This window comes from Bifidobacterium aesculapii (assembly GCF_001417815.1).
In the GTDB taxonomy this organism is placed as follows: domain Bacteria; phylum Actinomycetota; class Actinomycetes; order Actinomycetales; family Bifidobacteriaceae; genus Bifidobacterium; species Bifidobacterium aesculapii.
In genome coordinates, this window is sequence record NZ_BCFK01000024.1 from 1 (window position 1) to 18,818 (window position 18,818).

Genomic DNA, 18,818 nt, shown 5'->3' on the forward strand with positions numbered 1-18,818 from the left:
AAAGAACCAACCAACCACAAGAGGAAGGAACCCCAGGCGCCGAGCGGCAACAGACGACTAACCTACACCACCCCACCCACCAACGCAAACCCACACCACAAAACAACCCCAAAACCCCCGGAAACACACGCCTCCACCGGCGTGTCGAAAACACGGCACCAAACACCACCAACCCCACCCCACCAACACCAACCCAACACCACAACCCCGAAAACAACAACCAAACAACAAACACACAACCAACCACACCAACCCCATGGTGCGGCAACACAACACCACCACAACCCCGGAAAACCAACAATCCCAACCCCCACAACACCAACCACTCACCACACCATGGGAAAGAAGGCCAATCGGGTCGGGCCGGATGGAATCAGATGAGCCCCAGCGTACGGAATGCGTTGGCGATGCCGTCATCATGAATGTCGGTGGTGACCAGATCGCAGAATCGTTCGATGCCGTGGACCGCATTGCCCATCGCCACCGACATGCCGGCGGCTTTGAGCATGGCGGTGTCGTTGTCGCTGTCTCCCACGGCGACGGTGTCCTCGATGCGGTAGCCGAGCCGTGCCGCAACGTCACGTACCGCGGTGCCCTTGTCCACTCCGTTGATGAGCAGCTCGCCATTGTTCGGCGAAATCGCGTCATACGAGCCGTGCACGGTCTCGAACCAGGCAGAGAGGTCATGCCGCGTCTGCTCGAACGTCACATCCGGGTCGGGGCCGGTGAAATACGATCCTTTGCTCACATGGATGACCTGCCCCAGAGTGAAGCCTTCAGGCACCTCGACCTCATCGATGAGATGCCAGAATCGCGCGAATTCCCCGCGGTCGAACGCCTTGCCCTTCGATTCGAGATAGCGACGGTACCCTTCGGAGATGTACATACCGTCCGCCCCCTGCCATTGGTAGGCTTCGATGCCATGCGCGCGGAAGTACTCGTCGGCCGCATCAACCGCCTCAGGCGGAACCAAGTGCCGGAACAACACCTCATCGCCGACGTTCGCCTGCGCACCGGCCACCGAGACGACGCCGTCGAATCCGAGCGCGAGGATGCTGCGCTCGATCTTCGGCATGGAACGTCCGGTGCAGATGAACAGCTTGTGCCCGTTGGCCTGTGCCTCGCTGCACGCCAGACGCGCGGACTCGGGCACGACATGGTTCTCATCCGCCAGTGTGCCGTCGATGTCGAGAAACACCAGTCTGGAATCGTTCGTCACCATACTCCCCTTTCGAATCATCCATCGTCACCGTATGCCGGTCACCGTCCGTAGAAGAGCCGCTCGGTCACTTCCCTCGCCTTGCGCATGACGGCGAGCAGATCGTTCTCGAAATGCTGGCCACGGTTCGCGTCATAGCCGAGATAGACGGCGATGCCGCCCAGCGAATACATGTCGTCGGGCAGGATGTCCGCCTGGTTCGCGCGTCCGGACCACAGGTAGTTGCCGTTGCGCGCCGCCGTGCACATCGTCCATGCGTTGCGCAGCGTATACGCGTCCGCCTTGTCGATGATCTTGCGGCGCTCCAGTACGGCGAGCGCGGCGAGCGTGCCGCCGACGCGCAGCTCCTTGATGTCGCCGGCATGTCTCAACTGCATGAGCTGCACGGTCCATTCCACGTCGGACAATCCGCCTTTGCCGAGTTTCAGATGCCGGTCGCGGCGCACGTTGCGCGGCAGGCGTTCAGCCTCCATACGCGCTTTGAGCCTGCGGATGTCGCCGAGTTCGGTTTCGGTGAGATCCGTATGCGGGTAACGGAGCGTATCGGCGATGTTCGTGAGGAAATCACGGGCGAGTTCCTCGTCTCCGGCCGCGTACCGGGCGCGCAGCAGCGCCTGATGCTCCCACGTGCTCGCCCATGAACGATAGTATTCCTCACAGGAGGCATAGGAGCGTACGAGCGGCCCGTTCTTGCCTTCTGGGCGTAGGTCCAGATCGAGTTCGATCTTGGGTTCAAGCGTCGTAGGGCCTTGCAGGATCGCGCGCAGATCGTCCGTCACCTTGCGCGCGAAACGGTTCGCCTCGCCCTCGTCGGCGCCGGATGCGGGACGGTAGATGATGATCGCGTCGGCGTCGGAGCTGAAGTTGACCTCGCGCCCGCCGTACCGTCCCATGCCGATGATCGCCAATGACGCCGGCGCCTTGCCGCCCGTATCGCTAACGTGCCGGTTCACCGACCAGCGCAACGCGGCGTCGATGATCGCGTCGTACACGTCGGTCATGCCGCTGAGTGACGCGTCGCCGTCCATGACGCCGCTCATCCACGACAGGCCGATGCGTTCGATCTCATGACGGCGCATCGCGCGCATCGATGTGGCGAAATCGTTGATGTCGGCGGCGTTGCGCTCCAGTGAGGAGCGGCACTGCACGTCGAGGCTCGCCCGAGTGCGCGCCCGCAGTCTGGTGTCATCGCCCAGCCAGGTGACCGATTCGACGGATTTGTTGAGCGCGTCGCCGAGGAAGCGGGAATTGGACAGTACGTGGCACAGGCGTTGCGCGGCCGAGGGGGAATCGCGCAGGAATCCGAGGTATTCGCTTTCGGATCCGAAATGCTCTTCGAGCTTGCGCCAATTGAGCAGGCCCATGTCCGGATTCTGCCCTTGTCCGAGCCATTCGAGCGCGGCCGGCAGGATGATCCGGTTGATCTTCGCCGCGCGGGAGACGCCCGCTGTGAGTGCGACGACATGCCTCATGGCCGCGTCGGGATCGCCGAAGCCGATGGAGCTGAAGCGTTCGCGCGCCGCATCCGGGGTGAGGTTGATCTGATCGTCCTCCAACTGCGCGGAGACAGGCAGCATCGGACGGTAGTAGATGTCGAGGTGCAGGTGGCGCACTTCACGTCGGGTCTCGTCGTACCGTTCCACGAGTTCCTCGGGATGCAGGTGGAACGTGCGTGCGACGCGGCGCAGCTCCTGGTTCTGGTTCAATGCGTCGACGTCGACGTCGCGTTTGCGTTCGAGCCCGCCGAGGTTGGCGGCGCCTCCGAGATCCGGGAACAGGTGGGTGCGTTTGAGCGCCCACATCTGCTGCCGGTGTTCGAGTACGCGTTCGAAACGGTAGTCGGAGGAAAGACGTGCGGCCTGCTTGCGTGAGATGTACCCGCCTTCCGCAAGCCGCGCCAATGATTCGAGCGTGGATCGCGTGCGCAGCGTCTCATCGGCGCGGCCATGCACGAGCTGAAGCATCTGGACCGTGAATTCCACGTCGCGCAGCCCGCCTCGGCCGAGTTTGATCTCCCTGTCCTTGAGGGGCGCGGGGATGAGATCCTCGACGCGTTTGCGCATCTTGCGGCAGTCGTAGACGAAATTGTCGCGTTTGGAGGCGGACCAGACGAACGGACGCGTCATGTCCATGTATGACCGTCCGAGTTCCGGGTCTCCGGCGACGGGACGCGCCTTGAGCAGCGCCTGGAACTCCCAGTTCTCCGCCCACTGCTCGTAGTAGCCCTTATGCGAGTCGATGGTGCGGACCAGTGGGCCGTCCTTGCCTTCCGGACGCAGTCCCCCGTCGATCTGCCACAGGGTGGGTTCGGCGACGCCCATGATCACGGACTGGCATACACGCTGCAGCGTGGTGGCCATCTTCGTGCCCGTGCGGATGAGCGTCTGACGGTCGACGGCGTCGTCGGCCGGCTCGACAGCGTAGATGAGATCCACGTCGGACACGTAGTTGAGTTCCTGCGCGCCGAGCTTGCCCATGCCGATGATGACGAAACGCACATGTTCGCTTCCGGACACTTCATGCCTTGCGATGGCGAGGGCGCCTTCGAGCGCCGCATCCGCCAGATCGGACAATCCACGGCTGATGACCGGCTGGATGGCGCACGGATCGGTGGCCGTGGCGTCCTGTGCCATGATGGCGGCGAGCTGGCGACGGTAGGTGCCTCGCAATGCGGTGGTCGCCTCGGCGAGCGGCAACGAGGCGACGGGTGCGGCGGCGTCCTCGGGATCGGCGCCGACGGCTTTGAGGATATGCGCCCGACGCTGCGCCCGATCGTAGCAGTGGCTGTTGCAGCTGTCCTTGGAAGCGGCTTCGACGAGTCCCGGACGGAAGCGCATGAGCTTGCCAAGCGCATCGGAGACGCCGAGCACGGTGACGAGACGCTCGAACGCCCCTTCGTCGGGAACCATCGTCTCGAAGTCGCGTCCCTGGCTTTGCACCGCGTTGGTGATGGAGACGAGGTTCGCGAGCGCGGCGTCCGGGTCGCATGCCTTGCCGAGGGCTCTGAGAATAAGCCGCAGGCGGCTATCGGGGACTCCATCCGATCTGAGCCGGTCGAACATGCCGCGTGCGTCATCGAGGTTCTGCAACCCTGCGCGAATCAGATCCATGGCCGTTGGGCGGAAGGCGTCATGTGCGTTCATACTTAGCTAATGTACACCGTGAGGCGCGCCCATACGGGCAACGCCCTTCGACGGATGGCCTGATCGGAATGCGTTAGACTGATTGACGGCCGCACGGACGGCCGTATTGTCGTTTCACGCGGTGCCGTTCCTCGGCGCGGAGTCGTGCGTCGGCATTGTCGTCCCCACGCATCGTGGGTATGGTTCGGAGGGATCGCTTATGAGCACTGTGGATATCGTCATCACCGTCGCCGTGTGCGTGGTGGGAGTGCCGCTCGGCATGTTCTTCGGGTTCATCCCGATGCGCACGTCCAATCTGTCGGAGGAGCAGAACAGACTGTCGCAGACGTTGGGCGTCATCGGCGTGGGATTGATCATCGTGCTGATCTTCACCAAGCAGGACGCCGCCTCGTGGGCTGCGACCTTCGCGATGATCGCGGGCGTCCTCATCGCGAAGATTCCGCCGCTGCACCGTTGGGCGCTCAGGCGGTTCCCCGTGTTGCGCCCCGCTCGCGACGACTCGGATGGGAAGTCGGGCAAAGGCGGCAGGAAGCGCAAATAACGGCGGGGCCGGCTCCGCTATGCGAGACCGGCCTGTGCCATTGTGCTTCCGTGGCCGGTGCACGGGTCGGCGATGATCCGCGCACCGGCCGCATGGTTTGTCACGTTCACTCGGTGGTGAACAACGGACGCACGTTGCGCCAGATGCGACGTGTGGTGGCGGGACGGTTCATCGTGTACAGGTGCACGCCGTCGACGCCGTGCGCCACCAGATCGGTGATCTGGGCGGACGCATAGTTGATGCCCGCCTCACGCAACGTGGGTACGTCGCCGCCCCACCGTTCCAGCAGCGCCTCGACGGCGTCCGGCACGCGCGTGTTGTTCTTCGCCGCCATGGAGCGCAGTGATTTGGCGCCGCTGATCGGCATGATGCCGGCTTCGATGGGAACGTCGATTCCCGCGGCGCGCGCCTTGTCCACGAACCGGTAGAAATCCTCGTTGTCATAGAACAGTTGGGAGATGAGATGCGTGGCGCCCGCATCCACCTTCTCCTTGAGATGCTTGATGTCCTCGTCGAGCGACACGGCTTGGAAATGCCCTTCCGGGTAGCAGGCGCCGAATACCTTGAACGCCGGCTTGCGTTCCCGGATGTAGCGCACCAGATCCACGGCGTGTTCGAACACGCCGACCGGGGTCTCGCCCTCGATGTAGTCGCCGCGCAACGCGAGCACGGCCTCCACTCCGGCATGTTCGAACATGTCCAGGGCCTCGTCGACCTTCGCTTCGTCGGAGTAGAGCGCGGTCAGGTGGGCGACGGTGGGGATCCGGTATTCCTTGCGGATCGTGTTGGCGATGCGCGCGGTGGCGGTACGGTCGGCGTGCGTGCCGTGACCGTAGGTCACCGAGATGAAGTCCGGATCGAGCCCCTGCAGGCCGTCGAGCGTGTCGTAGATGGTGCCGACGGGGGCGTCTCGTTTCGGCGGAAACACTTCGAGCGAGAACATGGGCTTGTGCATGATGGTCTCTCCTTCACGACGTGGGGCTCCCTGCGGTCAGGGAGCCCCACGTAATCGGTCATGGTCTATCGGCGATTCACTTCGCCAATTCGGCACGGACCGCCTTGGCGGCGGCTACGAGATGCTCGAGGCTCGGCCAGGTCTCGGCGTTGCCGCGGGTCTTCAGACCGCAATCCGGGTTGATCCAGACCTTCTCCACGTCCATCTTCTTGAGGATCTCGTGGATGCGGTCCACGATCTCCGCTTCGGAGGGGATGCGAGGCGAGTGGATGTCGTAGACGCCCGGACCGGCCTCGGTCTCGAAGTCGGCCTCATGGATGGCGTCGAGCACGACGAGATCGCCGCGTGAGGCCTCGAAGGAGATCACGTCGGCGTCCATCGCGTCGATGTCGCGGATGATGTCGTTGAACTCCGAGTAGCACATGTGCGTGTGGATCTGCGTGGTCGGCTTGACGCCGGAGTGCACGAGACGGAACGCGGGCACGGCCCAGTCGAGGTACTTCACGTGCCAGTCGGTCTTGCGCAGCGGCAGCTTCTCGCGCAGCGCGGCCTCGTCGATCTGGATGACCTTGATGCCGGCGGCCTCGAGGTCGAGCACTTCGTCGCGGATGGCGAGGGCGAGCTGTTCGGTCTGCTGCTCGTGCGTGATGTCCTCGCGCGGCCAGGACCAGTTGAGGATGGTCACCGGGCCGGTGAGCATGCCCTTCATGACGTGCTTCGTGCGGCTCTGCGCGTAGGCCGACCATGCCACGGTGATCGGCTTGGCGCGGGAGACGTCGCCCCAGACGATCGGGGGCTTGACACAGCGGGTGCCGTAGGACTGGACCCACGCGTTCTTGGTGAACAGGAACCCGTTGAGGTTCTGGCCGAAGTATTCGACCATGTCGTTGCGCTCGAACTCGCCGTGGACGAGGACATCGAGGCCGATCTCCTCCTGATGCCTGATGCAGGCGTCGATCTGCCCCTTGATGAACTCGTCGTACGCTTCCTTGGTGATCTCGCCCTTGCGGAACTTGGCGCGTTCGGCGCGCACTTCGCGCGTCTGCGGGAAGGATCCGATCGTGGTGGTGGGCAGCAGCGGCAGCCCGAGGGCCTCTCGCTGGAGCTTCTGGCGCTCGGCGCGGGCCGGCTGGCGCGTGTAGTCGGCGTCGGTGAGGGCCGCGATGCGTTCGGCGACCTTCGGGTCGGCCGCTACGCGGGTGCCGTCGAACAGCGCCTGGTTGGCGGCGAGGGCGGCGTCGGCCTTGCGTTCGTCGTCGGTCGCGTCGGCGAGCGCGGCGATCTCCTTGAGTTCGCCCAGCTTCTCGACGGCGAACGCGAAATGCTTGAGCACGGCCGGGTCGAGGGCGGTTTCGCCTTCGGTGCTGAACGGCACGTGCAGCAGGGAGCTGGCGGTGGAGACGGCCACGTTCGCGGTCTTCTCCTTGAGGGCGTCGACGAGTCCGAGGCTCACGGCGTAGTTGTTGCGCCAGATGTTGCGGCCGTTGACCACGCCGGCGAAGATGGTGGTGTTCTCGGCGACGCCGTACTTGTCGACGGCGGCGAGGTTCTCGTCCTTGCCTTCGTTGAGGTCGAGGCCGATGCCGTCGAATCCGAGCAGGTTCACGGTCTCGTAGATGTCGGCGATGTGGCCGAAGTAGGTGTTGAGCAGGACCTTGACCTTGCCGTCGCGGGCGGGCAGGATCTTCGCGTACAGGCTCTTGAACAGCTCGACGTCGCCCGGCTGCTTGTCGAGCACGAGGTACGGCTCGTCGAGTTGGACCCACGCGGCGCCGAGTTCGGCGAACCTCGTGAGCACTTCGGCGTAGACGGCGGCCACGGCGTTGACCAGGCCCTTGTCGTAGGTGAGCTCCTGCGCGTTGTCGTCGCGGGAGAGCTTGAGGAAGGTGTACGGGCCGATGAGCACCGGCTTGGTGTCGATGCCGAGCGCCTTGGCCTCGTTGTACTCGTCGAACGGCTTGGTGCCGTTGAGCTTGATCTCGGTGGACGGCTCGATCTCCGGGACGATGTAGTGGTAGTTGGTGGTGAACCACTTCTTCATCGGCAGGGCGGTGACGTCGCCCTTGTCGCCCTGGTATCCGCGGGACATGGCGAACAGGGTCTCCTCCGGCTCGGTGAAGCCGAGACGCTGGTAGCGTTCCGGAATCACGTTGAGCAGGATGGCCGTGTCGAGCAGCTGGTCGAAGTAGCTGAAGTCGTTGCTGGGAATGAGGTCCACGCCGGCGGCGGCCTGGAGTTTCCAGTGCTTGGCGCGCAGCTCCTTGGCGGTGGCGTGCACCTCATCGAGCGTGGCGTTGCCCTTCCAGTAGGCCTCGATGATCTTCTTGAGTTCTCGGTTCTGACCGATGCGCGGGAATCCGGACACGGACGTGAGTGCAGCCATGAATCCTCCATACTGCTGACGTTAACGAAACGGCTTTCAACCCGCCCAGCCTATCAAACACATCCGCGAACAGGGTCATCAATGACATCTACGTGTCGCTATAAACCGGCTTTATACCGCCGTTTTCAAGACCTTCGCCGTGGATACCCGATAGTTCGGCGGGCGTACGAAGCGCAAGTATAAGGTGGCGGCGACGCCTCGACGCGCCCGTGACCGCATGCCGATACCACGTCACACCGCCTCGGAGAACGGCGGCGCGTCATCGCGCCGGCGCCCGTCAGTCGAAATCGGAGGAGCTCATCACGGCGAGCAGGTCGCCGGAGTGGACCTGCCATTGGTTGAACGGCTTGTCCGATCCGAACACCACCACGCCCGCGGTCTGTAGGCCGAGATTGAGCAGGTCGAGCCGTTCGGGGTCCGATTCCGATGAGGCGAGCCACTGGCTGGCTATCGATACGGTGGGCTCGTGACCGAGCACCATGAGCACGCGTGTCTTGTCCTTGGCGTGCGCAAGCTCGTCGAACACGGACTGCATGCCCGCGTCATACAGGCTCTGATGGTAGTCGACCTTGGGCTTGTCTCCGAAGACCTTGAGCATCCGCTCCAAGGTCTGGCGAGCGCGCGCGGCGGCCGAACAGGCGATGGCATCGGGCGTGAGCTTCATCTCGGCGAGGCCTTTGGCGACCTTCTTCGCCTGTTTGAGCCCCTTCGCCGTAAGCGCGCGGCCGTAGTCCCCTTCCTGACCGAACGGCTCCGCCTTCGCGTGCCGCATGATGACGAGGATATGGCCGTAGCCTTTGGCCCGTTTCGCTACCTTGTTCGGATTGACTCCCACGTGGGCCTCCCAGCCTCGACGTCCATCGCGCGGCCGGAGCCGAAACGGCTTCGGATGCGGCCGCGCGAGATACAGCGAACCATTATATCGCCTCACGAGGCGGCGTCGCCACTACCGTGCGAGAGACGAGACCTGACGGTCGAGGTCGCGCAGCACCTTACGCAGTTTCCTGTCGGAGATGTCGCGCAGCTCCAGATCCTCGAGCTGCGCTTCGCGCTCTTCGGCGGTCAGGTCGTCGACGTCGGTGACGGTGTCCTTGGCGGGGCGGTCCCGCTTCTTCAATGCGTCGAATCCTTCGGCCATGGCACGACAGACCACGAGGAATCCGGTGTGGCCGATCATCTGATGGTCGGGGCGCACGGCGAGCCCCTGCACCTTCCAGCTGCGTTCGAGCGTCTCCTGCACGGCCGGCTCCGTCCAGTGGCCGGATTCGCGCAACGCCTCGGCCATACGGCTCATCTGCGTGATGGTGGTGATGTACGCGACGAGCACCCCGCCCGGCGCGATCGCACGCCACGCCTGGTCGAGACGGTTCCACGGATCGAGCATGTCGAGCACGATGCGGTCGAAATGATGATCGGGCAGCGTGGCCGCCACCGTGTCGAAATCACCCGTCAGCAGATTCCACCACGAGGGTCGTTCGCCGTAGTAGAGGGTCGCGTTCGCCTCGGCGACACGAGCGAAATCGGGCCTCAGCTCGATGGTGGTCAGGGAACCGGCCTGTCCCACGGCGTCGAGCAGATTCACGCTCATCGCGCCGGAACCGGCGCCGGATTCGAGCACATGGTGGCCGGAACGGATGTCGCCGAGCTGGATGACCTGCGCGATGTCCTTCGGATACATGATCTGCGCGCCGCGCGGCATGGACAATACGTAATCGGCGAGACGCGGACGCATCACGGCATACTGCCACCCTCCGATCGCACGCGCCGCCTTCCACGGCTTGCCTGCGTCGCGTTCCGGGTGAAGTGGGTCGGTCTGCGCCTCGCGTTTGGCCGAGACGGTGGTCACGACCATGCCTTCGCTTCCGCCGATCACGTCGTCGTGCAGGATCAGCCCGTGTTCGGTCTGCGTGCTGCCGCCCTCGACGATCTGGTCGGTGATCTTCTTGCCCCTGCGGTCGGTGAACTGCACCTTCTCCCCCGCGCCCAGCGGCCCACGTCGCATTCTCGTTCTCCTTCAGGTCCTATCCGGTCTGTGTTCCGATCAACGTGCATTATCGCACAGCGTGCCATCCGGCGTCGTCGGGCAGCGCGTCCATCGCCTTGTCGTACGAGCCGTCGTCGCGCATGTCCTTCAGCGCATCCTCGACGGCCGCGGCGAGGGCGACGGCGCCGGGTGCGACGGCAATGCCGTACCGGACGCTCCCGTATCGCGCCCGCGCCGGCATCGCGTACCCGTCCCCCGCCTCCCGCGCGAGGCCTGCGAGCACGACGGAATCCCCCGCGACGGCGTCGGCGGTGCCTACCATCAGGTCGGTGAGGCATTGCGGATACGTGTCGCGTTCGCGTATGACGACGCGGCGCTGGGCATCGAGCAACGCATCGCCCGCGCCGCTGCCGGAGACGGCGCAGACGGCGGCGCCGTCGAGCGCGTCCGTCGTGTCGGCGGCCGCGGCGCCGTCCGTACGGACGAGCACGTTGCGCGTCACGGTGAGATACGGACCCGCATAGGTCGCCTGCCCGTCGGAGACGACGCCCGCATCCGCGCCGTTCTCCGGCATCGGCATGCCGGCGACGACCATGTCGACGGTGCCGTCGCCGAGCAGGTCGAAGCGGTTGGAAGGCTGGACCTGTTTGAAGATGATCTGCTTGTCCGCGTAGCCGAGACGGCCGGCGACGTATCGCGCCACATCCGTCTCGAATCCGGAATACGTGCCGTCGTGCCATCGCGACAGTCCGGGCTCGTCGGCGGCGACGCCTATCGCGATGGTGGGGCCTTCGGGCTGCATGACCGTCGTGGGCGGTTCGCCGCATGCGGAAAGCGGGGCGGCGGCGAGCGTCAGCGCGGCCGCCGCGACGACGGCCCTGCGGGGTGTGCGGAGACGACGCTTCATGACGTTGGCCCGCTCCTACTTGAACATGCGCGAACGGGTGAGGAACCAGGTGACGGCGATGGACAGCAGTATGGAGATCACGACGATCAGCGTGAAGCCCCACGTCTTGTCGGTGAACGGCATGCCGAGCTGCCCGGGTACGAAGTTCATGCCGTACATGGAGAAGATGAGCGTGGGAATGGACAGCGTGATGGAGATGATCGTGAAGATGCGCATCACGTTGTTCAGGTTGTTGGACACGATCGAGGCGAAGGCGTCGGTCATGTTGGCGAGAACGCCGCTGTAGATGTTGGCCATCTCGATGGCCTGCTTGTTCTCGGTGATGACGTCGTCGAGCAGGTCCTCGTCGTCCGGGTACTGCTTGATGCGCTGCAGCGTGTTGAGCTTCTCCATCACGATCTCGTTCGATTTGAGGGAGGTGGTGAAGTACACCAAGGTCTTGCTCAGTTCCATGAGCATCACGATCTCGCGGTTCTGCATGGAGTGGCGCAGCTTCAGTTCGAGCTTGTCGCTTTCGCGGTCGATGATGCGCAGATAGCGCAGGTACATCGTGGCGTTGCGGTAGAGGATCTGCAGGATGAACCGCGAGTGCATGTACGTGTTGAACCCGCGGATCGTGCCTTCCATGAACGGATGGAGCACCGGGGTGTCCTGCATGCATACGGTGATGATGAGGTGCTCGGTGACGATGATCGACAACGGGATCGTCTCGTACCAGTCGCGTCCGCCGCGCTCCTCGACGGTGGGGATGTCGACGATGACCATCGTGTAGTCGTCCTCCACGTCGACGCGCGAGCGTTCCTCGTCATCGAGCGGGGCGCGCAGGTCGGCGAGGTCGACGCCGGTCTCGGAGGCGACGGTGGCGAGCTCGACGTCCGTGGGATCGCTCAGGCACAGCCATGATCCGTTCTCGGGTTTATCGACCCGTTCCACCTGGCCGTTAATGGTGCTGAACATCCTCAACATCGCTCTCACCCGCCTTTCACCGCGCCGAATCACCCGGGACGCCCCGGAAAACCTCGATAAGTCTAGTCCCATACGCGGGACACCTGTTCCGGGGATGCACCGCTATGGCCGAATTCGCGGTGAATTCGGTCTGCGTTCACCATGTCACCATGAGATGGGCTTCCAAGCGGCCATATGCGGGCCGCGCAGGTCCGCGGGACCGTTCTCCCAGTCGGTGAGATTCGCGGCGGGCGGGCATTGGTTGTGTTCGACCAGGTCGAACATCGGGGCGGCGCTGGGGCGTCCTGCGACCCGGTAGCGCACGGCGAGCCTGCTCCAACACGCGTTGCGCATGGATCCGATGCCGTTCATGCCGTCGGGGTCGACGCCCAGCAGTTCGCCGATGGTCGCGACGATCCATGAACCGTGGCCCACGAGCATCATCGTCTGCGGCTCGGCTTCCGCCTCGTGGGCGGCGATGAGGTCGCGCACCGCGGCCGCGCCGCGCCGGCCCACCGCCTTGCGGCTTTCGACGCCGTACGCGGTCTCCCCGCCCTCGTGTCGCTTCCATGAGGCGTAGGCTTCGGCGTCGATCCGCCTGACCTCCTCTCGCGTCAGTCCCTCCCACTGGCCGAAGGAGCGTTCACGCAGCCGTTCGTCGGGCGTGACGTCGAGTCCTAGGATGTCCGCGAACGCGTGCGCGGTCTGCAGCGCGCGGAACAGGTCGGAACTGTATACGACCATGCGCCGGCGCGCCGCGGGCGCCTCCTCGTATTCGGCGACGCTGGTGCTCCGCGCCGCCTGCGGCCCCGGCTGCGGTATGGCGTCGGGGTTCGCGGCGAGTGCGCCGACCTTCGCCCAATAGTATCGGGCGGCGAGCGCCAGGGCGGTCTGGTCGGCCTGCCATTGGCCGATGATGTCGAGGGGCACGTCGATCTGGCCTTGGAGACGCCGTTGCAGATTGTAGTTCGTGCGTCCGTGCCTGAGCATCACCACTTCGTCGATCATCGGCGTTCCTTTCGCGCGTATCGTCGTTTTCGTCCTCCAGCTTCCCACATCCGCCGTCGAGGCGCCACCGTTCGGCGGATACAATGAAACGGTGTTGATTTCGGATGGGACGCGCGCCTTCGCCCTGGCGCATCGTGACGAGGACGTGCGCGAACTCGCGCTGCATGCGAAGCCGAATGGGGACGTGGACCTGACGGCCGCGTTGGAGCAGATCGCCGGGTGGCGCGCGGCCCGTGCGAAACTGCCGGCCTGGGCCGCGTGCCCCGACGTGCTCTATCCGCCCCATCTGTCGATGGAGCAGTGTTCGTCGGAGGCGACGGCACGGTACAAGGCGGATGTCGCGCGGCGGATCGTCGCGGCGGACGATGCGCGCAATGCCGCCGACGGCGCCGGCGCGCACGCCGCGTCGACGCTCATCGATCTGACCGGCGGCTTCGGCGTGGACTTCTCGTATATGGCACGCGTGTTCGACCGCGCGTGCTACGTGGAACGGCAGCGTCATCTGTGTGAGCTCGCCGCGCACAACATGCCCGCGTTGGGACTGCCGTCGGCCGTCATCGTGAACGATGACGCGGAGACGTATCTCGCGTCGTCGCCGGATGATGCGGCGACGCTCGTCTTCCTCGATCCGGCACGGCGTGACGCGCATGGCGCGCGTACGTACGCGATCGGCGACTGCACGCCGGATGTGCTCGGTCTGCTCGACCGTCTGCTCGGCGTCGCGCCGCATGTGATGGTCAAGCTTTCGCCGATGCTCGACTGGCACAAGACGGTCGCGGATTTCACCGGGCACGTGCATGAGGTGCATATCGTGTCCGCCGGAAACGAGTGCAAGGAGCTGCTGCTGGTCGTCGGACGCGACGCGTGTGCGGCGCCGCATGTCACGTGCGTGAACGACGGTGACGTGTTCACGTTCCTCGCCGGAGAGGACTCTCCCGACGTGGGCGCCGCGGACGTGGACGATACGGCGTCATGGCGCCACCTGTACGAGCCGAATGCGTCGATCATGAAGGCGGGCTGCTTCGACCTGCTCGCGCGTCGGTTCGCCGTCACGCCGATCGCGCGTGACAGCCATCTGTTCGTGTCCGCGGAGCCTGTCTCCGGGTTCCCCGGCCGCTCGTTCACGGTCGACGCGGTCGCCACGATGAACAAGAAGGATCTGCGGCGCGTGACCGATGGGCTGACGCATGCGAACATCGCCACACGCAACTTCCCTCTTCCGGTCGCGGCGCTGCGTCGCAGGACCGGGCTCAAGGATGGCGGCGACGCGTTCCTGTTCGCCACGACCGACGGCCGCGGCCGGCATATCGTCATCCGCGCGCATAAGGCGTGAACGTCGACGCCGTCCCTGGCGCATGCCGGAAGAAGTGCCGGGGAACGCGTGACGCCCGCGCTCCCCGAGGGGAGTCGCGGGCGTCTACGATCAACGGACGCACGGGGCGTCGGACGGCTCAGTCCTTGACGATGGTCTTGCCGGCGTTGGCGCCGGAGGCGAGATCCTGGATCTCGGTGACCTCGAGAACGGGGATGACGGCCGGCTTCTTGGTGCCCTTCTCCTCGGCGACCTTGACCTGCTCCTCGTAGATCGCGTCGTCGGAGTGCAGGGTCACGGTGCCGCGGAAGCGGTAGCCCTTCTTCTCGGCGAGGTTGGCGAAGGCGATGACGAGCGGGGAACCGTCCTTGAGGTTCTCGTAGGCCTGACCGGCGGTGCGCTCGTGGTAGGCGATGTGGTTGTCGTCGAGCACGAACAGGCTCATCTTCGGGCCAAGGTCGAGCTGGCCGTCCTTGGAGATGGTGGAGATCCAACCAAGGTTGCTCTCGATGAAGGTCTTCATTTCAGCGGTGATCGTTGCCATATGACGTCCTTTCCTTTGCAACGGACACGAATCCGATTCAACGATACCCATTTCGGCGACGTGGCCGGCCGGTGTTCGCTGTGAGTATGCCCACACGGGCATGTCGCAGGCACGCCGGCCGTATCGTATGAGCGGCACCGGCGGGCTTGGAACGGACGTCGGCGATGGGATCATGATGACACGCGGGAAGGGAGACGACCGTGGGGATGGCCAAGCGGTTCGAGGCGTTGCGCAGTCGCTGGTCCCGTTCGTTCCCGCCGAATCTGGCGCGCCTCATGCTGTTGTCGTGCGCGGCATTGTGGGGCGGCAGCTATCTGCTTGCCAAGGTGGCGATGGCGGCGATCACGCCGCAATGGCTGATGACGCTGCGTATGGCGGGCGCCTGCGCGTGCATGTTCATCCTTTTCCATCGCCGCATCATGCCGGCGCTGAACCGTTCGATCATCATACCGGCGCTCGTCGTGGGCCTCACCTACTGGGGTACGATGATCACGCAGATGACCGGCCTGACGACGATCGATCCGGGGCGCAGCGCGTTCCTCACGGCCTCCTACTGCGTACTCACCCCGTTCGCCATGTGGGTCGTCTCCCGCATACGCCCGAAGTCGATCAATCTGGTGGCCGGCGTGATCTGTCTGATCGGAGTGGGCTTCGTCTCGCTCAAGGACGGCAGGTCGCTGTCGTTGTCCGTCGGCGATTGGCTGACCATCGCCACGGGAATCATCTTCTCCTTCAACCTCACCTGCCTGGGCGTGTATACGAAACGCTTCGACCCGATAGCCGTCACCTTCGTACAGTTCGCCGTGTCCGGCGTGCTGTTCCTTGCGGGCGCCGTCCTCACCGAGCCCGCCCCCGATGCCGCCTGGCTGGCGCCGCCGGTGCTGGCGAGCGTCCTGTACCTGTTCCTCGGCGCCACCATGACCGCGCAGATCATGCAGAACATCGGCCTGGCGCACGTGCCCGCCTCACAGGCGTCAATCATCATGTGCACGGAATGCCTGTTCGCGGTACTGTTCTCGACCCTGTTCTGGGGCGAGCGGCTCATGTGGAGCTCGCTGGTCGGGTTCGCGCTGATCTTCGCCGCCGTGCTGATGTCCGTTATCCGCCCGACGCGCCATTCACTGCACCGCAACTGAACCGGACGGTACGCAAGGCGCCGGCGTGGCGGCGATCCGCATGACGACGCCCGGCACGCCGTACACGCGCGGATGCACACACATGTAATCATTCTGAATCTATCGGAGTCGCTTCAGCTGATCTCCATCGATTTTGGGTACGTTCTAGTGTCGTGAAGAAGTTTTTCCAAGGCATATCGATGTCGCAAATCATCGCGGGATCGCTCGCCGCCGTCACCTCGTTCCTGTTGTCCGCGAAAATCGGCATCGCGGGTTCGGTCATCGGCGCCGCGGCCAGTTACGTGATCTCCACGTTGGCCGCCAACATCTACGGCACGATTCTCAAAGCTTCCAGCGAAAAGCTCCAGGAAGTCAACCCACTGTCCGGCAACGGAACACCGCAGGAGGATGACGGCGGCGCCGACGATGGGACCGACGCAGGTCGGGATGAGTCGTCCGGCAAGGACGTCACGGGTGTTGAAACCGACCAGGACGACGACAAGACCCTGATCGGCAGGTTCGACCGCGCGTCGGTGCTCGCAGCGGGGAACGACGCGCGACGCGCCCGTGGGCTCGGCATCGCGGACGTGCCCCTGCCGCCGGCCGCCGGCAGGACCGCCCGCGGAACCGCATCGTCGTCCACGTCGGGCGAAAGCACGTACAACGTGTCCGAACTGCGCCGCGGACGCCGCATCGGCCCGAAGCGGATGGCCGTCATCGTCTCCGTGGTCAGCGGCCTGTTGGGCGTGGCGATCACCGCCGGCGTGGTCATGCTCGTCACCGGCGGCCACGGCACCGACACGGTCGTGCGCGACATCGTCTCCCCCTCGTCCACGTCGAAGACCCCGACCGACGAAACCGGCACGCAGAACGCGCCGACGGCACCCGACGGAACTACGGAACAACGGAATCCGAACGAAGATTACGGCACCGACGACGAAACGAAGCAGAACAGCGGAACCGGCACCACCGGAGGCACCGCGGAGAACGGCTCTTCGTCCTCCGGCGGCTCCTCATCCGATTCCTCCGGAACCGGTAGCACGTCCGGCTCCACCGGCTCGGGCACCACCGGCTCGGGGTCCACCGGAGAGACCAATGGATCGACGGGCTCGGGCACGACCGGCAGCGAATCCAGTAACGGCACCAGCGGTTCGACCGGCTCGGGCACGACGGGCTCGGGCACGACCGGCAGCGAGTCCGGCACCACGTCCGGTTCGACCGGCTCGGGCACGACCGGCAGCGGCGGCACGAGCAACTGACGGCAAACGGAAGCGCCCCTGCAGAACTCATCTACAGGGGCGCTTTATTATCGTGGAGCTAAGGGGATTCGAACCCCTGACCCTCTCCATGCCATGGAGATGCGCTACCAGCTGCGCCATAGCCCCGTATTCGATTATCAGGACGAAACGTCCATCACGAACCTGACGATTCGACCGAATCCGAACCATCATGTTCCGTGGAGCTAAGGGGATTCGAACCCCTGACCCTCTCCATGCCATGGAGATGCGCTACCAGCTGCGCCATAGCCCCGTATTCGATTATCCGTTCGCTCGCGAACCTCGAATACATTACGCCGAAGTCCCTATCAGGGCAAATGCGCGTGTCGCCCGCGTGTCGGAAATCAGCACGGCGGAATCCGCGGACGTCACGCGCATCGGTCGGGAACGATCAGCGCTCACGCTCCCATTCGGGGGTGTCCGCCACGGCCGGTCCATGATTGTAATCCACGAGCCGCCACCGGAACGTGCCATCGGGCATGTCCATCAGGGACAACCTCACCCAATGCGCGTTGCCCATCGATACGACCGTCGAGAACGTCGGATCCACCTGATCCAGACCGAGCAGGGTCTGCAGGGTCTGTGCGATCCACGCGCCATGGGAGAACACGAACAGGTCGGTGTCGTTCCCGGCGCGCGTGGCCCAATCATTCAACGCCTCGACGCCGCGCCTGCCCACGTGGCTTTTGGGTTCGGCACCGTATTTGAGCTCGCCGCCGGTGTGCAGACGCCATGAGGCGAAATCCTCCGGGTACCGCTCGGCGAGCTCCGCCACCGCGTGTCCATCCCATTCGCCGAAGCTGCGCTCGCGCACACGCTCGTCGTCATGCACCTCGACGCCCGCCGCGGCGCCGCCGAGCGCGTCGGCGAACGCCTGCGCCGTGGCGTGCGCCCTGCTCAGGTCGGAGGATACGATGATTCGGTCCCTGACGTTCGGCAGCCGGTCGACATACAGTGATTTCAGCGCATCCGCGGTCTGGCGCACCTGCCATTCGCCGACCGCGTCGAGCGGGATGTCGACCTGCCCCTGCAGCTTGTGCGCCGCATTGTATGAGGTGCGTCCATGTCGCACCAGGAACACCGCTCTGACGTGGCGTCCCATCATTCGGCGCTTTCCGGATGCGCGAGCTCCAGCTCGATGCGCGGGCAGTCGCGCCACAGACGTTCCAGCCCATAGAAGTCGCGCGATTCCTGATGCATGACATGAATCACGTAGTCGCCGTAGTCGAGCAGCACCCACTGCCCTTCCGTCAGTCCCTCGCGTTCGCGCGGGTGCCGTCCACCGCATTTGAGGTAGAGGTCCTTTTCGATCTCCTCCGCGACCGCGAGCACTTGACGCTCGTTGGCGGCTCCGGCGATCATCATGATGTCGGTGATGCCGAGCGGAGCGGTGACGTCGAAGGCGACGATGTCGGTGGCCTTGACCCGGTCTGCCGCCTCGGCGGCGATGCGGATGTCGTCGATGGATGACTGCAGTGCTGGCAT

The 18,818-nt window shown here is 64.7% G+C and carries 16 protein-coding genes and 2 tRNA genes; 4 read left to right on the forward strand and 14 right to left on the reverse strand.

Annotated features, from left to right (window positions below):
* Positions 1-373: 373 nt before the first annotated feature.
* Positions 374-1,219 carry an HAD family hydrolase gene (locus BFAL_RS03230; protein ID WP_174514756.1) on the reverse strand — a complete coding sequence of 282 codons (846 nt, stop codon included), beginning with the start codon at positions 1,217-1,219 and terminating at the stop codon, positions 374-376.
* A gap of 41 nt (positions 1,220-1,260) precedes the next feature.
* Positions 1,261-4,362: a bifunctional [glutamine synthetase] adenylyltransferase/[glutamine synthetase]-adenylyl-L-tyrosine phosphorylase gene (locus tag BFAL_RS03235; protein ID WP_055427000.1), complete on the reverse strand. Its 3,102-nt coding sequence runs from the start codon at positions 4,360-4,362 to the stop codon at positions 1,261-1,263.
* A gap of 199 nt (positions 4,363-4,561) precedes the next feature.
* Between BFAL_RS03235 and BFAL_RS03240 the strand changes: the two genes are divergently transcribed.
* A complete protein-coding gene (locus tag BFAL_RS03240; RefSeq protein ID WP_055427001.1) occupies positions 4,562-4,903 on the forward strand; it encodes a hypothetical protein in 342 nt (113 codons plus the stop codon).
* A gap of 106 nt (positions 4,904-5,009) precedes the next feature.
* Here BFAL_RS03240 and metF read toward each other — a convergent pair whose 3' ends face one another.
* The 7 genes from metF to BFAL_RS03275 all read right to left on the reverse strand — a co-directional run bounded on the left by metF (position 5,010) and on the right by BFAL_RS03275 (position 13,085).
* Positions 5,010-5,858 carry a methylenetetrahydrofolate reductase [NAD(P)H] gene (metF, locus tag BFAL_RS03245; protein WP_055427002.1) on the reverse strand — a complete coding sequence of 283 codons (849 nt, stop codon included), beginning with the start codon at positions 5,856-5,858 and terminating at the stop codon, positions 5,010-5,012.
* A 76-nt stretch (positions 5,859-5,934) separates the two neighbouring features.
* Positions 5,935-8,241, reverse strand: a complete 2,307-nt coding sequence (metE, locus tag BFAL_RS03250; protein WP_055427003.1) for a 5-methyltetrahydropteroyltriglutamate--homocysteine S-methyltransferase — start codon at positions 8,239-8,241, stop codon at positions 5,935-5,937.
* A gap of 277 nt (positions 8,242-8,518) precedes the next feature.
* A complete protein-coding gene (locus BFAL_RS03255) occupies positions 8,519-9,076 on the reverse strand; it encodes a SixA phosphatase family protein (RefSeq protein ID WP_055427004.1) in 558 nt (185 codons plus the stop codon).
* Positions 9,077-9,187: 111 nt separating this feature from the next.
* Positions 9,188-10,243, reverse strand: a complete 1,056-nt coding sequence (locus BFAL_RS03260; RefSeq protein ID WP_055427005.1) for a tRNA (adenine-N1)-methyltransferase — start codon at positions 10,241-10,243, stop codon at positions 9,188-9,190.
* A gap of 49 nt (positions 10,244-10,292) precedes the next feature.
* Entirely contained in the window at positions 10,293-11,132 is an 840-nt protein-coding gene (locus BFAL_RS03265) for a transporter substrate-binding domain-containing protein (protein ID WP_055427006.1), read from the reverse strand.
* 15 nt (positions 11,133-11,147) lie between these two features.
* Positions 11,148-12,098: a magnesium transporter CorA family protein gene (locus tag BFAL_RS03270; protein WP_055427007.1), complete on the reverse strand. Its 951-nt coding sequence runs from the start codon at positions 12,096-12,098 to the stop codon at positions 11,148-11,150.
* A gap of 144 nt (positions 12,099-12,242) precedes the next feature.
* Entirely contained in the window at positions 12,243-13,085 is an 843-nt protein-coding gene (locus tag BFAL_RS03275) for a histidine phosphatase family protein (RefSeq protein WP_055427008.1), read from the reverse strand.
* Between the two features lie 91 nt (positions 13,086-13,176).
* Between BFAL_RS03275 and BFAL_RS03280 the strand changes: the two genes are divergently transcribed.
* Positions 13,177-14,418: a THUMP-like domain-containing protein gene (locus tag BFAL_RS03280; RefSeq protein ID WP_055427030.1), complete on the forward strand. Its 1,242-nt coding sequence runs from the start codon at positions 13,177-13,179 to the stop codon at positions 14,416-14,418.
* Positions 14,419-14,536: 118 nt separating this feature from the next.
* Here BFAL_RS03280 and BFAL_RS03285 read toward each other — a convergent pair whose 3' ends face one another.
* Complete coding sequence (locus BFAL_RS03285) at positions 14,537-14,941, reverse strand: pyridoxamine 5'-phosphate oxidase family protein (RefSeq protein ID WP_055427009.1); 405 nt, start codon at positions 14,939-14,941, stop codon at positions 14,537-14,539.
* Between the two features lie 206 nt (positions 14,942-15,147).
* On the opposite strand from BFAL_RS03285, the gene BFAL_RS03290 reads away from it, so the two are divergent.
* Both BFAL_RS03290 and BFAL_RS11200 read left to right on the forward strand, forming a co-directional pair.
* Positions 15,148-16,077 (forward strand): DMT family transporter, encoded by a 930-nt coding sequence (locus BFAL_RS03290; protein ID WP_370696054.1) that lies wholly within the window; start codon positions 15,148-15,150, stop codon positions 16,075-16,077.
* Between the two features lie 179 nt (positions 16,078-16,256).
* Positions 16,257-17,315, forward strand: a complete 1,059-nt coding sequence (locus tag BFAL_RS11200; protein WP_082440329.1) for a hypothetical protein — start codon at positions 16,257-16,259, stop codon at positions 17,313-17,315.
* 53 nt (positions 17,316-17,368) lie between these two features.
* On the opposite strand, the gene BFAL_RS03300 is transcribed toward BFAL_RS11200, so the two are convergent.
* From BFAL_RS03300 to rsfS, 4 genes are all read right to left on the reverse strand, one after another.
* Positions 17,369-17,441 (reverse strand) — tRNA-Ala (locus BFAL_RS03300).
* Positions 17,442-17,513: 72 nt separating this feature from the next.
* Positions 17,514-17,586: transfer RNA gene (locus BFAL_RS03305), tRNA-Ala, on the reverse strand.
* A 138-nt stretch (positions 17,587-17,724) separates the two neighbouring features.
* Positions 17,725-18,435, reverse strand: coding sequence for a histidine phosphatase family protein (locus BFAL_RS03310; protein WP_055427011.1), 711 nt, complete (start codon positions 18,433-18,435; stop codon positions 17,725-17,727).
* On the reverse strand, positions 18,435-18,818 hold the full coding sequence (rsfS, locus tag BFAL_RS03315) for a ribosome silencing factor (RefSeq protein ID WP_055427012.1): 384 nt from the start codon (positions 18,816-18,818) through the stop codon (positions 18,435-18,437). Before rsfS ends, BFAL_RS03310 begins: the two co-directional genes overlap by 1 nt.

Coding starts and splice junctions, on each gene's coding strand:
- BFAL_RS03290 (WP_370696054.1), top strand. CDS start 15,148: ATGGCCAAGCGGTTCGAGGCGTTGCGCAGTCGCTGGTCCCGTTCGTTC.
- metF (WP_055427002.1), bottom strand. CDS start 5,858: ATGCACAAGCCCATGTTCTCGCTCGAAGTGTTTCCGCCGAAACGAGAC.
- rsfS (WP_055427012.1), bottom strand. CDS start 18,818: ATGCCAGCACTGCAGTCATCCATCGACGACATCCGCATCGCCGCCGAG.
- BFAL_RS03310 (WP_055427011.1), bottom strand. CDS start 18,435: ATGGGACGCCACGTCAGAGCGGTGTTCCTGGTGCGACATGGACGCACC.
- metE (WP_055427003.1), bottom strand. CDS start 8,241: ATGGCTGCACTCACGTCCGTGTCCGGATTCCCGCGCATCGGTCAGAAC.
- BFAL_RS11200 (WP_082440329.1), top strand. CDS start 16,257: ATGTCGCAAATCATCGCGGGATCGCTCGCCGCCGTCACCTCGTTCCTG.
- BFAL_RS03235 (WP_055427000.1), bottom strand. CDS start 4,362: ATGAACGCACATGACGCCTTCCGCCCAACGGCCATGGATCTGATTCGC.
- BFAL_RS03285 (WP_055427009.1), bottom strand. CDS start 14,941: ATGGCAACGATCACCGCTGAAATGAAGACCTTCATCGAGAGCAACCTT.
- BFAL_RS03240 (WP_055427001.1), top strand. CDS start 4,562: ATGAGCACTGTGGATATCGTCATCACCGTCGCCGTGTGCGTGGTGGGA.
- BFAL_RS03275 (WP_055427008.1), bottom strand. CDS start 13,085: ATGATCGACGAAGTGGTGATGCTCAGGCACGGACGCACGAACTACAAT.
- BFAL_RS03270 (WP_055427007.1), bottom strand. CDS start 12,098: ATGTTGAGGATGTTCAGCACCATTAACGGCCAGGTGGAACGGGTCGAT.
- BFAL_RS03265 (WP_055427006.1), bottom strand. CDS start 11,132: ATGAAGCGTCGTCTCCGCACACCCCGCAGGGCCGTCGTCGCGGCGGCC.
- BFAL_RS03260 (WP_055427005.1), bottom strand. CDS start 10,243: ATGCGACGTGGGCCGCTGGGCGCGGGGGAGAAGGTGCAGTTCACCGAC.